Annotated in this window: 12 protein-coding genes; 4 read left to right on the forward strand and 8 right to left on the reverse strand. The window is 42.7% G+C overall.

The features are described from left to right. Position 1: 1 nt before the first annotated feature. Positions 2-478 carry a 30S ribosomal protein S7 gene (gene rpsG / locus GRFL_RS03915; RefSeq protein WP_083643389.1) on the reverse strand — a complete coding sequence of 159 codons (477 nt, stop codon included), beginning with the start codon at positions 476-478 and terminating at the stop codon, positions 2-4. A gap of 23 nt (positions 479-501) precedes the next feature. Next, positions 502-876: a 30S ribosomal protein S12 gene (gene rpsL, locus GRFL_RS03920; RefSeq protein ID WP_010230128.1), complete on the reverse strand. Its 375-nt coding sequence runs from the start codon at positions 874-876 to the stop codon at positions 502-504. 390 nt (positions 877-1,266) lie between these two features. On the opposite strand from rpsL, the gene GRFL_RS03925 reads away from it, so the two are divergent. From GRFL_RS03925 to rlmB, 3 genes are all read left to right on the forward strand, one after another. Further along, positions 1,267-4,488: a SusC/RagA family TonB-linked outer membrane protein gene (locus tag GRFL_RS03925; RefSeq protein ID WP_083643390.1), complete on the forward strand. Its 3,222-nt coding sequence runs from the start codon at positions 1,267-1,269 to the stop codon at positions 4,486-4,488. 15 nt (positions 4,489-4,503) lie between these two features. Beyond that, on the forward strand, positions 4,504-5,940 hold the full coding sequence (locus GRFL_RS03930) for a SusD/RagB family nutrient-binding outer membrane lipoprotein (RefSeq protein ID WP_083643391.1): 1,437 nt from the start codon (positions 4,504-4,506) through the stop codon (positions 5,938-5,940). A gap of 83 nt (positions 5,941-6,023) precedes the next feature. Continuing rightward, complete coding sequence (gene rlmB / locus GRFL_RS03935; RefSeq protein ID WP_083643392.1) at positions 6,024-6,752, forward strand: 23S rRNA (guanosine(2251)-2'-O)-methyltransferase RlmB; 729 nt, start codon at positions 6,024-6,026, stop codon at positions 6,750-6,752. Here rlmB and GRFL_RS03940 read toward each other — a convergent pair whose 3' ends face one another. Then, positions 6,753-7,475 carry a rhomboid family intramembrane serine protease gene (locus GRFL_RS03940; RefSeq protein ID WP_083643393.1) on the reverse strand — a complete coding sequence of 241 codons (723 nt, stop codon included), beginning with the start codon at positions 7,473-7,475 and terminating at the stop codon, positions 6,753-6,755. A gap of 79 nt (positions 7,476-7,554) precedes the next feature. Between GRFL_RS03940 and GRFL_RS03945 the strand changes: the two genes are divergently transcribed. Next, positions 7,555-8,829, forward strand: a complete 1,275-nt coding sequence (locus tag GRFL_RS03945; RefSeq protein WP_083643394.1) for a replication-associated recombination protein A — start codon at positions 7,555-7,557, stop codon at positions 8,827-8,829. Here GRFL_RS03945 and GRFL_RS03950 read toward each other — a convergent pair. From GRFL_RS03950 to GRFL_RS03970, 5 genes are read right to left on the reverse strand one after another with little or no spacing between them, the layout of a single operon-like run. Next, positions 8,826-9,758 carry a hypothetical protein gene (locus GRFL_RS03950; protein ID WP_083643395.1) on the reverse strand — a complete coding sequence of 311 codons (933 nt, stop codon included), beginning with the start codon at positions 9,756-9,758 and terminating at the stop codon, positions 8,826-8,828. The two genes, GRFL_RS03945 and GRFL_RS03950, sit on opposite strands and share 4 nt — an antisense overlap. Continuing rightward, the gene (locus GRFL_RS03955) at positions 9,755-11,170 is read right to left on the reverse strand and encodes a DUF5723 family protein (protein WP_083643396.1); all 1,416 of its coding nucleotides are present in this window, start codon (positions 11,168-11,170) and stop codon (positions 9,755-9,757) included. Before GRFL_RS03955 ends, GRFL_RS03950 begins: the two co-directional genes overlap by 4 nt. A gap of 1 nt (position 11,171) precedes the next feature. Then, positions 11,172-11,723: a hypothetical protein gene (locus GRFL_RS03960; protein ID WP_139839199.1), complete on the reverse strand. Its 552-nt coding sequence runs from the start codon at positions 11,721-11,723 to the stop codon at positions 11,172-11,174. Between the two features lie 43 nt (positions 11,724-11,766). Beyond that, positions 11,767-12,456: a YjjG family noncanonical pyrimidine nucleotidase gene (locus GRFL_RS03965; protein WP_083643398.1), complete on the reverse strand. Its 690-nt coding sequence runs from the start codon at positions 12,454-12,456 to the stop codon at positions 11,767-11,769. After that, a complete protein-coding gene (locus GRFL_RS03970) occupies positions 12,443-13,732 on the reverse strand; it encodes a DUF7033 domain-containing protein (RefSeq protein WP_083643399.1) in 1,290 nt (429 codons plus the stop codon). Before GRFL_RS03970 ends, GRFL_RS03965 begins: the two co-directional genes overlap by 14 nt. Positions 13,733-13,743 lie beyond the last annotated feature (11 nt).

The raw sequence follows: 13,743 nt of genomic DNA on the forward strand, positions 1-13,743 counted from the left end.
TTTAGAATCTAAAGTGAGAGAATGCTTTGTTAGCTTCAGCCATCTTGTGAGTATCAACTCTTTTCTTAACCGCAGCACCTTCTTCTTTGGCAGCAGCAAGAACTTCAGCAGCTAATTTAGCAGCCATAGATTTTTCGTTTCTCTTACGAGCAAAACTAATTAACCACTTCATTGCTGTTGACACTTTACGATCTGGACGAATTTGCATTGGGATTTGGAATGTAGCACCCCCAACACGTCTAGATCTCACTTCTACGTGAGGCATCACATTTGAAAGAGCATCTTTCCAGATCTCCAAACCTGACTTCTCTTCGTCTTGTTTTTTTGATTCTACGATATCAATCGCATCGTAGAAAATTCTAAAGGCAACCGATTTTTTACCATCCCACATCATCATGTTCACAAAACGTGTAACAAGCTGATCGTTAAACTTAGGATCTGGTAAAAGAGGTCTTTTCTTTGCCTGTCTTTTTCTCATTTCTTTACATTAAAAGTTTTTAATTACTTCTTAGGGCGCTTTGCTCCGTATTTAGATCTACGCTGAGTTCTACCTTCTACTCCGGCAGTATCTAGCGCACCACGAACGATGTGGTATCTAACACCAGGCAAATCCTTCACCCTTCCACCTCTAACCAATACTATCGAATGCTCTTGAAGATTGTGACCCTCTCCCGGAATGTAGGCATTCACCTCTTTACCGTTAGTCAACCTCACCCTTGCAACTTTACGCATCGCAGAGTTTGGCTTCTTAGGAGTGGTAGTGTACACACGTGTACAAACCCCTCTCCTTTGAGGGCACGAATCCAAAGCAGCCGATTTACTCTTCTTGGTAATTTTGGCTCTTCCTTTTCGTACTAATTGTGAAATTGTTGGCATAATTTCCTATACACTAATTATTAATAAAATTTACTCCCCTCTTTTTAAGGGTCTGCAAAGGTAGAAATAAATCCATAATAATCAAATACCTAGATTATTATTTTTCATCACTTTAGCCAACAAGCTTAGCAATGAATCCTACAAAACACTATACCTTATTATATAGCCCTCCCAATTATCACGCTACCTGGAGGCAAATTCTAATTTCCATTCAGCTTTCAAAAATCATCATTTAATTGAGGCCTGAATTCGCGAATTGAGAATTTATCAATGAAAAAACTGTTTTTTAACAAAAAATTTATACTACACCCTATTTTTTAAAAATAAAAACTTGTTTTATTAACCATTTATTACCACTTTTGGCGACGGCTAATTCAAACAAATTTTAAAATGAAAACAAAGTTTAGTAGTATTTTAACGCTATTACTGGCGTTTGTTGTGCAGCTAACATTTGCACAAGAACAAACGATTACTGGTACGGTGACGGATTCTGACGGACTCCCACTACCTGCAGTAAACGTTTTAATTAAGGGAACCACTACTGGTACTCAAACTGACTTTGATGGAAACTATTCTATCGAAGCCAGCCAGGGTGATGTATTGGTATTTTCTTTTGTTGGTCTTGAGACCACAGAAGTTACCGTTGGAAGTTCAACAACTTTGGATGTGACCATGCAGTCAGATTCAGCACAATTAGATGAAGTTGTTGTAACCGCCCTTGGTATCTCAAGAGAAAAGAAATCTCTTGGTTATGCAACTCAGGAAGTTGCTGGTGACCAGGTTAACACGGCAAAAGAAGGAAACTTCGTAAACTCTCTTTCTGGTAAGATTTCTGGTCTTGACATTAAAAAGAGTTCGTCTATTGGTGGTTCTACCAACGTAATTATTCGTGGTTATTCTTCTATTTCAGGAAACAACCAGGCGCTTTTCGTAATTGATGGGGTGCCGGTAAACAACTCCACTTTTAACACTGGTTCTCAGTCTACAGGTGGAAATGGGTATGACTACGGTAACGCTGCTTCTGACATCAACCCTGATGACATCGCTAGCGTAAACGTACTGAAAGGTGCTGCTGCGACTGCTCTTTATGGTTCTCGTGCGGCTAACGGTGCGGTAATCATCACCACTAAAAAAGGTTCAAAATCTAAAGGTATTGGCGTAACCGTTAATACTTCTGTAACTGTTGGAAAATATGACCCAGACACTTTCGCTAAATATCAGAAAGAATATGGGCAAGGATACGGTCCTTACTATGGATCTGGTCCTGGTGCAGGTTTCCTTTCAGGAGATATCAATGGCGACGGCGATGCAGATCTTGTAGTTCCTACAACTGAAGATGCATCTTACGGTAGCGCCTTTGATCCAAACCTATTGGTATACGGATGGGAATCATTGTATCCTGCTTTAGATACTTACCAACAGGCAATGCCTTATGTGGCTGGAGCAAACGATCCTTCTTACATTTTCCAGACTTCTTATACAGATATCGAAAACGTATCTGTTACAACTGGAGGGGAGCAAGGAAGCACTAGAATTAGTTACACAAGATTGAACCAGACTGGTATTATGCCAAATTCTGAAATCAACAGGAACACTCTTGATTTTTCTGGTACTTTGAATATCACAGATAAGTTGACTGCGAGCGCCAAAGCTATTTACACGAAAACAAATGGTCTTGGTCGTTACGGAACTGGTTATGATGCTGAAAACTTAATGACAAACTTCCGCCAGTGGTGGGCAGTTAATACTGACCTTGCTGCTCAGAGAGATGCTTACTTCTCAACTGGAAGAAACATCACATGGAACCCTTACGGTCCGGATAACTTAGATCCAATCTACTGGGATAACCCATATTTCACTCGTTATGAGAACTATAACAACGATGAAAGAAACAGGTTGTTCGGTTACACCACTCTTGGTTACGAATTCACAGACTGGTTTGATGTTCAAGGACGTGTATCTGTAGACAGCTACAGTACTATTCGCGAGGAAAGAAACAACGTAGGTAGTGTTGATATCGCTAACTATACAAGAAGAAATATCAACTTCGCTGAATTCAACTACGATTTATTCTTGAATTTCGATCAAGACTTCGGTGATTTCGGTTTGAATGCTACTCTTGGTACTAATTACAGACAAACTACTTTAAATTCCATCGCTGCATCAACTAACGGAGGTTTGGTTTTCGAAGGTCTGTACACTTTGAGCAACTCTGCTAACCCAATCAACTTCCCTGGTGAATCAGAACAGGATATTCGTGTTCTGGGTCTCTTCGGAACTGCAAGTATCGATTATGACAATACATTCTTCCTGGAAGGATCGTTGAGAAGAGATACATTCTCTACTTTGGCTGATGGGCAAAACGCTTTCAATTATCCAGCAATCTCTACCAGTATTATCTTCTCTAACCTGTTCGATAGCAATGCGCTAACTTACGGTAAATTGAGAGCTGGTTATGGTGAAGTTGGTAACGGAGCAGAAGCATACCAGCTACAAAATACTTTCGAAGCAGGAGCAGGTTTTAACGGAGTGCCTTTATACTCTAACCCTTCTCAGGCTAACAACCCTAACTTAACTGAAGAGCGCACAAAAGAATTGGAAATTGGTCTTGAAACTTCATGGTTCAGTGGTCGTTTCGGATTTGACGCTTCGGTTTACAAGAAAGAGACTGATAACCTGATCACTCCGGTACAGGTATCTTACGCAACAGGTTTCAACACTAAAGTTGTAAACTCTGGTGTTGTTGAAAACAAAGGTCTTGAATTGAATGTTTTCGGTTCTCCAATTAAAACAGAAGATTTCGAATGGAAGATCAACGCTAACTACTCTACTTACGAAAGTAAAGTAACTAAGTTGTTTGGTGATACAGAAAACCTTCTTGTTAACTCATTCTTTGGAGTAACATTGAACGCTGCTCTAGGAGAGCCTTACGGTGTTATCAAAGGTACAGACTACCAGTATGTAGATGGTCAAAGATTGGTAAGAGAAGACGGTCTTTATGCTAAGACTACTTCAAGACAGGAAATCATTGGTGACATCAACCCAGATTTCAAAGCTGGTATTCAGAACATGTTCAGCTATAAAAACTGGAATCTTAGTTTCCTTATCGACGTACAGGAAGGTGGTAGCATCTTTACTGGTGACCTTTACTTCGGTATGGCTACAGGACTTTATCCAGAAACAGCTGGTCTTAACGACCTAGGAAACCCAAAAAGGGATCCAGTAACTGACGGACCTGATAGTGGTGGTATCATTCTTGATGGTGTACAGGCAGATGGTTCAACAAATACTGTTAGAGCTGATATGGCTACTTACGCTAACCCACTTGGACGTTATGGTAACGCTCCTGATGCTCAGTTCGTATACGACGCTTCTTACGTAAAACTAAGAGAAGCTACCCTATCTTACAGCCTTCCATCAGAAGTTGTTGAAACTCTTCCTTTCACTGGAGTGAAGTTCACCGCAACTGGTAGAAACCTTTGGATTATCGACAAGGATCTTCCATACGCTGATCCAGAAGATTCATTCGGTGCCGGTAACGTACAAGGATTCCAGATTGGTGCTTATCCATCTGTTAGAGAGTACGGACTTAGCGTTCAATTACAATTCTAAAAAACATAAACTATAATGAAAAAGTTACTAATTTTAAGTCTTATGATCGGCCTGTCAGTGGTTAGTTGTACTGATGACATTACCGATTATAACAAGAATCCAAAAGAGGCGGAGGAAGTGACACCAGATGTGACTTTCACAAATGCTGAAAAAGCTCTTGGAGATCTGATGACAGAGATTTCTGTAGGACGAAACCTAATGAAACTTTGGACTCAGCACTGGACAGAAACCACTTATAACGATGAAGCGAACTATGACATCATTGGTCGTGACCCATCTGCAGGTTTCTGGGCAAGAGTATATAACACGATCCTTAATGACCTTGCATCTTCTAGAGAAGCTATCGCTGCTGATAACTTCACTTCTGAAGCAGTAAAGGCAAACCAATTAGCTATCATCGATGTGATTGAGGTGTACTCTATGCAAACACTAGTAGACCTTAACGGTGATGTACCTTACTCTGAAGCATTGAACGTGGTAGACAATATCACTCCTGCTTATGATGATGCATTTACAATTTACCAGGACCTTATCAGCCGTGTAAGTGCTGATGTTGCCACGCTTTCTAACGGAGGTGCTTCTTGGGGAGCTGCTGATATTTATTACGGTGGAGACACTTCAAAGTGGGCTAAATTCGCTGCTTCTCTTCAATTGCGTTTAGGTATGAGAATTGCTGATTATGATGAAAGCCTTGCTTCTAGCACAGTAAGTTCAGCTTACGATGCTGGTGTGATGGAATCTTCAGATGACAGTGCTATTATCTATTACGAAGGAGCTTCACCAAATACCAACCCAATCTTCTCAACTTTTGAACTTTCAGGACGTTTTGGAGATTACGTAGCTGGTAAAACTTCAGTAGATTACCTATTATCTGTAGATGATCCTCGTATCGATGATTTCTTTACAATGACAGGTGATGGAGAGTACGTTGGAGGTCCTATTGGGGCAAACAACTCTTACGCTAACTTCTCTCATCCTGCTGATTACATTGTATTTGATCCTACTTATCCTGGAGCAATCCTTCAGTACTTCGAAGTTGAGTTTTTCTTAGCTGAAGCTGTTGAAAGAGGATTTATCTCAGGAGATGCTCAGGAACACTACGAAGCTGCTGTAGCTGCCAACATCATGTTCTACAACGGAACTCAGGAAGAGGCTGATGCATATCTTGCTCAACCAGGAGTAGCTTACGATTCAGCTAACTGGAAAGAATTAATCGGAACTCAAAAATGGATCGCTCTTTACAACAGAGGATTCGAAGGATGGACTGAGTACAGAAGACTTGATGAGCCAGATTTCCTAGTAAATTCTGCGCTTACCGATCTTCCAGTTCCAACCAGAGTATTCTACCCGGTAGACGAAGTTGCTCTAAACAGAGCTAACTACGAGGCGGCCGTACAGAATATCGGTGGATCTGATGATCTTTACACTAAAATTTTCTGGGACGTTAACTAATCCCCGATAACATAAATTTTTAAACCACCCTTCGGGGTGGTTTTTTTATTTCCGTACTTCTGGAATATGAGTACCTTTGGGCCATGGAAAATACAACAAGGATATTTGGCATCAGAGCGGTTATTGAAGCGATCGAAAGCGGAGAAACCATTGAAAAGATCTTTATTCAAAAAGGTCTTTCTGGCAACTTATTTCAGGAACTCAATCGCCACCTTAAATCGGGCGATTTCAACATCTCTTATGTTCCCGTTGAAAAACTGAACAAATTATCCAAAGGCAATCACCAGGGCGTGATAGCCAATATTTCCCCTATTCAGTATATAAGCCTCGAAGAATTGGTAGAACGAAATAAAGAAGGAAACCCGCTATACCTTCTTTTAGACGGGCTAACCGACGTACGGAATTTTGGTGCGATCATTCGTACCGCAGAATGTTGTGGTGTCTCCGGAATCATCATTCCTACAACCGGCGCCGCACCGGTAAACGCAGATACCATCAAAACTTCAGCAGGCGCGGTCTTCCGCGTTCCTATTGCACGTGTCAACCACATAAAAGACGCCTTGTTCCATTTACAGACTTATGATATTCAGGTCGTAGCCGCCACGGAAAAAACCGACCAGTCGATTTACGATATCGACCTGAAAAAGCCAACCGCGATCGTGATGGGAAATGAAGCTAAAGGCGTGTCTAATTCCATTCTGAAATCAGCCAACCAAAAAGCCAGTTTACCCATGTTAGGAGAAATTGCATCACTGAACGTTTCAGTTGCCTGCGGAGCCATACTTTATGAAGCAGTGAGACAAAGGATCTGATCAGTTTTTATCATCAGGCTTATAGATATAATGGTATTCCGGGTCTTCTGTTTCTTCCGGCAGGTTTTCAATAAAATTACCATTTTCATCAAAGTGCCTCATAAAAGGGTCATTCTCTTCCTCATAATCGGGCTTTTCCCATTCAAATTTGGGAGGTTTTGCCACATCTTTCCTGAAGATAAATGCCAGAGCTAAACCACTGATCAAACCCGAGAGATGTCCTTCCCAGGAAATTTCTGGATCAATAGGTGTGACATACCAAACCAGGCCTCCATACACAAACACCACGATCATCGAGAGGGCTACCAACCTGTAATGTTTGGAAAAAATTCCTTTAAAGAAAAGAAATGCAGCAAGCAGGTAAATGATACCGCTAGCACCGATATGATTGGCAGGCCGCCCTATTAACCAGGTGAGTAACCCGGTAGAAAGCATCCCGATGAGCAACACTTTCCAGCTTACGGGCCTGTAAAAATAAAAAAGGGCCAGTGACAGGATGAATAACGGAATGGTATTATTGAAAAGATGCTTGATATCTCCATGAATAAAAGGCGAGAACAAAATACCTCGCAAACCCACCCACTCCCGAGGCATAACACCAAAGGAATTCAGGCTTACATGAAAACGAACCTCTACCCAGAAGACGATCCAGATCAGCAACACGAAAAGCAGCGGATAACCGATCGTTCCAGTAGTAAAAACAAAAGAGGAAGAAGCCTTCAAATTTTATTCAATTTTAATTAATATTACAAAAAAGCATCCAAACTGAAGTGGATGTAAAAGTGTCATAAAAAATTGCAGAATGAACGAGCCGTTGGCAGAAAGACTGAGACCAAAATCACTTGACCAATATTTAAGTCAGCACCATTTGCTGGGAGAAAAAGGAGCACTTCGGAAACAAATTCAGCAGGGCATCATTCCTTCCATGATTTTCTGGGGCCCCCCGGGAGTAGGCAAAACCACCCTGGCAAATATTATCGCCAATGAATCGGAAAGACCGTTTTTTACCCTGAGCGCTATAAGCAGCGGCGTGAAAGACGTTCGCGAAGTTATTGAAAAAGCCAAAAAAAGTGACGGGCTCTTTACCACCCGCAGCCCCATCCTGTTTATAGATGAGATTCATCGCTTTAGTAAATCCCAGCAGGACAGCCTGCTTGGAGCCGTGGAGAAAGGCTGGGTCACTCTTATTGGAGCTACAACCGAAAATCCCAGTTTTGAGGTTATTTCTGCACTGCTTTCACGTTGCCAGGCCTACATCCTCAAACCCTTTTCGAAAGACGATCTGATCGCTTTGCTGGAACGCGCCATGAAAGAAGACGAACAGATCGCCGGCAAGGATGTCACATTGCAGGAAACGGAAGCGCTTCTGCGGCTCAGCGGTGGCGACGCAAGGAAACTGCTGAACATGTTCGAATTGATCGTGACTTCCGAAGAAAAACCGGTAAAAGTCACCAATGACATGGTTTTGCAAAAAGTCCAGCAGAACACTGTGCTGTATGACAAGAACGGCGAACAGCATTACGACATCATTTCCGCGTTCATCAAATCCATTAGGGGCAGTGATCCCAATGCAGCCGTTTACTGGCTGGCCAGGATGATCGAAGGTGGTGAAGATGTCAAGTTCATCGCCAGGCGCCTGCTTATTCTTGCGAGTGAAGATATTGGAAATGCCAATCCTACGGCCCTGGTCATTGCCAACAATACCTTCCAGGCCGTCAATACTATCGGTTACCCGGAAGCTCGGATCATTTTAAGCCAGTGCGTCACCTACCTCGCAACTTCCCCAAAGAGCAATGCTTCTTACCAGGCGATCAATCACGCGCAGAGTCTTGTAAAAAAAACCGGGAATCTACCGGTGCCATTGGCCATACGGAATGCGCCAACCAAGCTGATGAAAGATATTGGCTACGGAAAGGATTACCAGTACGCACACAGCTATGAGAACAATTTCGTCGCCGCTGAATTTTTGCCCGATGAGATCAAGGGCACAAAACTATACGATCCAGGCAACAATTCACGGGAAAATGCTCAGCGCGAATTCCTTAAAAAGCGTTGGCAAAAGAAGTATGATTATTAATTCTGAAGTTCGTATACCGCCTGTACCTTCTTATTTTCGGCTTTATTGAAGAATTCCACGACCAGGTTGCCATCATTATCAAAATAGGCAATTCCTTGGTTCGTCAATGAATTGTAAATATAACTGCCGTTCCCACTTTTGATAAGCATGGCAATAGGCTCCTGCCCTCCAGCTGGATATAATCCAAATCCCTGCTCATTTTCAGAAATTTTATACTTCTGACCGTTATAGGAATACGATTTTTCTGACGGTTCCGCTGTCGGCTCCTCGGAAAGCTTTTCCTCAATGACAGCCACTTCTTCCTCTTCAACATCTTCCGGCATTTCGGCTTCCGCAACGTCTTCCGGATCTTCCATTGGCTCTTGCATGGTTTCAGCCACTTCTTCCAGCTCTTCTTTTTCAGAAACTTCTTCGGCTTTTTTAGCCATTACCGCATCAGATTCTTCAATTTTCTCCTTCGGAAATTGCCTTGTTCTTCGATCATTTTCTGCCACCTTGCCTTCAGCATACTCATAATTCAATTCTTTAACCGATTCGAAAGCGTCGCGAAGCGCTTCATGATAGGCCGCTTTGTAGTCTTTCTCGCGGCTTTTTCCTTCCGCACTGGTGAAAACCGTTTTTCCGTAGCAGTCTTCCAAACGAATGGTGAGTTTAGTCGAAAAAATACCGGAATTATTATCTACTGCCACATTGAGGCCTTTACAGGGATTATCTCTCAGGTCAGCTGGTTTTTGCCCTTTTCGCATGACTGTTTCGAAACCTTCCTGCTCCAGCAGGAATTTGGTTAGGGAATTCAACTGGTATTCATCTATTTCCCCGGTAAAATCATAAGTCTCAGGAACGACTACATATTTATATGCATTCACATTTTGCGCGTGAAGGGAGATCATTCCTCCAAAAAGCAGTACTAAAGCAACAAGTTTTTTCATAATTCAAAATTCTTAAAGACAAATTGCATCCCCAATTGCAGCGATGCCGAGTTCGCTTTGGCCAGGTTGGTATAACCCAAAATATCGTTTACCGCAAGGTACACATTAAAATTCTTAAATCGGTTGGTCACCATGAGACCTAATTTGGTCATCGTGAATTCATCAACACCATAGGCCGCCCGAAATCGTAGGTTGTCGTTCACTTTTCGATCCCAGTAGGCAGTGACGCCATACGTGGGGCCTTTAGGGCGCACCACACCGGAAGCCAGCAGGCCAAAGAGATTCATAAAACGCGGTTTTTTACTAATCAGGTAATCACAGGGCAAAATAGACTTTCCGGTTCCAAATTGAAAACCGGCATTGAATTTCATGGGTCTCCAGGTATTGTATTCGTTGTGCGTGGTTTCATCGATCAGGTTGGCATCGAGTTCCTCTTCAAAAATTTCCCAGTACGGGATCGTTCGCTGGTTATCGTTCAGCTCCGGAAACAGGGGTTCCAGGCCACTGGTTTGATACGAACCGTAATAAATCGAATTTTCAGTATCCTTCTGATGAAACATGAGTCCGAAATCCTGTACAGAACCGCTAATTGCCAGTTGTTCGGAAACCCGGTAACTGAAACCAAGGTCCACCCCCACTCCCACATTCTGCCCGAAAAATGAGCGGCTTAGTAATTCGCGAATGGCCTTATCCACCGTCATATTTTCCTCGTTCTTCAGAGAAGCATAACCCGAAGTGTTGACGGTCACATTCACGTTATCAATAGAATGCTGGTAGAAATTAGGACCGTTTTCAGTCACATCGGTGCGAAAGGTGCCGGTGTTATTGGTACTTTCCGCATTAAAAATTCCTGAATAAAGCTTCAGCCTTCCTCCCACGGTGAGTTTTCCGTCCACGTTATAATTCAGTCCGGCGTGGTACACTGTTAACACCTCCCCGGTAAAGCTTACATCTGAAAAATGGAAATTATCACCAATATAATCAGCGTTTCCTTCAAAAGCCAGCACTGCGGGGTCTTTCGGAAAATAGGCAAAAACATCAAATTCCTGGTAAATACCTCCGGAAACATAGGCTTTCTGACCCACTTTACCGCCAATGGAAAATATCTCGAGCTGCTCGTTGACCGAGAAGAAATCGTTCGAAGTAAGTTTCCGCATCGCTCGTTGCACTTTTTCGTTCACATTCGAATTGGAATCATCAAAAATATCGTGGAGGGTCACACCGCTACTGCCGGCAAAAAAATGAATTTGAGAAAAGAAAGGGATTCCAAGGTGTTTGGTAAAATCGATGCGCGCACCCGGATTTTGCAATAGAGACTGCGGAAGATCATCGACATTGTAAAGCAGCGGGCGGTTTTGACCGAAACTTGAAAGGCCTGCCATCCACAACATAAACAGAAGTATTTTCCGCATATCAAAACTCAAACTTGAACAGCCCTTTTGACAGAAAGTCGAGTCCTCCTTTGATTTTACTATCTCCCCCGTTGAGCTGCAGTTCCAGCGCCATTTGTATGCTGCGCCTCACTTTTTTGATATCGCCTGAGCCCACTACATGCAACGTATCGATGATTCCCGGGACGTTTTCAGCACCCGGCGGGATCTCGTAATTTACCGAAAATTGTTCCCTGCCATTATCGCTTAAAAACCTGATCTTGCTGGATATACTGTACGGAAAGGTATTTTCATGCCGAAACCGAAATTCAGCATACTGCAAAGCATCCTGTACATATGTATCGTTCAAAAATTCCAGCCGCACCGTATCCCTGATCACGGGTGTAAATTCACCGGTTTCAGAATCAATAAAGTCATTCTCGTTGAGCTGATATTGTACCAGATCCACATCAATATCTGGATTCAGTGTAATATCCTGAGCTTGTTCGAGGTCTACATCTTTGACACAGGAGGTTGCCAGCAAAAAGCTCACCGCAAAAAACCCAACCCTTATTACCGACTTCAAATGAGACACTTAAGCACTTTCTTTGCCAAACGAAAATACCTAATCTTTATTGTTATAAATAATTTCGAAGTTCTTTTAACTTTTGAATTTGGGGAAATTCAACAGCTGGCTGCTCTTTTTCAGAATTCAGGAAAATCGTCCTCAGACCAAACTGGTGCGCCCCGATAATATCGGCTTCCAGGTTATCGCCGATCATCACCGATTCTGCCGGAAGAGCGCGACTCTTGGAAAGTGCCTTTTCAAAAATCTGCGGATGCGGTTTTTTCACTCCGGCTTCTTCCGAAGTCGTGATGGTGGAGAAATACGGCCAAATTCCGGAACTTTTCATCTTTCGCTGCTGCACTTCCTCGAACCCATTCGTGATGATATGCAATTGATACTTCGGAAATAAATAGTCCAGAACTTCCAAACTGCCTTCGAGCAAATGATTATTATTCGGAAGATAATGGATATAATCCTCGGCCAGCAGGTTGATGGTGGCATCGGTAGCTTCGAATTGGAGGCTGTCAAAACTGTCTTTTAAGCGCCCATATCGCAAGGCCTCTTTGGAAACCGAATTATTGCGATACAACTCCCAGTATTTGAAATTGATAGGTTTGTAGATCTTTTGAAAAGCTTCCAAATCGAGCTCAATCTCATGCTTTTCAAAAATATCCCGAAAGGCCAGGGCCGAATTTCTTTCAAAATCCCAAAGGGTGTGATCCAGATCAAAAAAGATATGAGTGATATTATTCCAGTCCATAAACCTGATTTAAAAGAGAGTAGTAAAACTTGGATTCTGCATATTCTGAAAAATCCTGATTTTTAAAAACTGCGTAGAAATCGCCCCCAACTTCCCGAACTTCCGCCAGCATCCTGGTAAGGTCTTCACGCAGTTTTCCCTTCGGAACCAGATCGGCCACCGAAGAATGAAAGGCGTACGGGTGTAATTTCAATGGCGTGGTCACCTCCATATTGATATCATAAAAGAGATACGGGTTACAGGTACCCGCTCGAAAACCGGCCATATCTGGATAACCCATCGAATAGTCATGGTTGATCTCCAACTCGGTAAGATTGTTATAATAATCTGGCAGCTGAAGATTGAAGCGCGAGTTCATCGCGTGTTCCAGTGGGCTGTGAACGATTTCTTCCATTCGTAATTTTTCCCTACGCAGCGTTTTGATCTCGTCCATCGCGTAATAGCCCATCAGCAGTCCAACCCGGGCATAATCTGCCACCGATTTGATCACTGCGCGATGGGTGATCCTGTTGTAGCTGATATTGCGATCGTGAACGGAAAAATCACTCAGTTGAAACATAAAAAGCATGCCCAGGCGATATTCTTTGATAAGACGGGTCAAATCATCAAAAACGGCGTGCGGATCTTCCTTAACCCGCAGCCATACCTGTATGCGGTCTATAACTTTTTGAAAGTCCAGTTTCAGCAGGTCTTTGTGCAACCCGATAAAACTTCGTAAAAACCCTTTATTCCTGAAAATAAAAGTATGTTCTACGGAAATAATCGAATTGGGATTGAATCGACGTTCTTTCCATTCCAGATCCGGAAAACGTTCCAGCAAAATATTCCGAAATTTCAGTGCCCAGATATCCACCACCGGTTGATGCAGAAAACTTTCCTGCGCCGCAAGACTTTCCGCAGGCGGAAATCTGCCCGCGCTATCTTTCACATGGGGAAGGTATTCTTCATACCTGCTGAGCAGGTAGAACGAAGCCGCAAAAATATCGAATGGCAGTTCGCTGGCATCCTGGACCGCAAAAAAACACACCGTGTCTTCCCAGGGAAGCACTTTGATCTCAAAATCTGAAAATCCCTGCTCCATCAATAAATCGACCTTCTGAATAAAAAATTCGTTTCCCATAGGTTGTTTCCCATAGGACATTTTCGGTCCATCATGAGCGATAAATTCTTCAATTTTAGAGGTGAACTTGATCGGGATACCCAGCAAATGCGTACAAATATGCTTGAAAGTATAAAGAATACGCGGAGTGACTTTTTGGGTATAGATCAGTAACATGCAAAAATGTG

The organism is Christiangramia flava JLT2011 (assembly GCF_001951155.1).
Lineage (GTDB): Bacteria > Bacteroidota > Bacteroidia > Flavobacteriales > Flavobacteriaceae > Christiangramia > Christiangramia flava.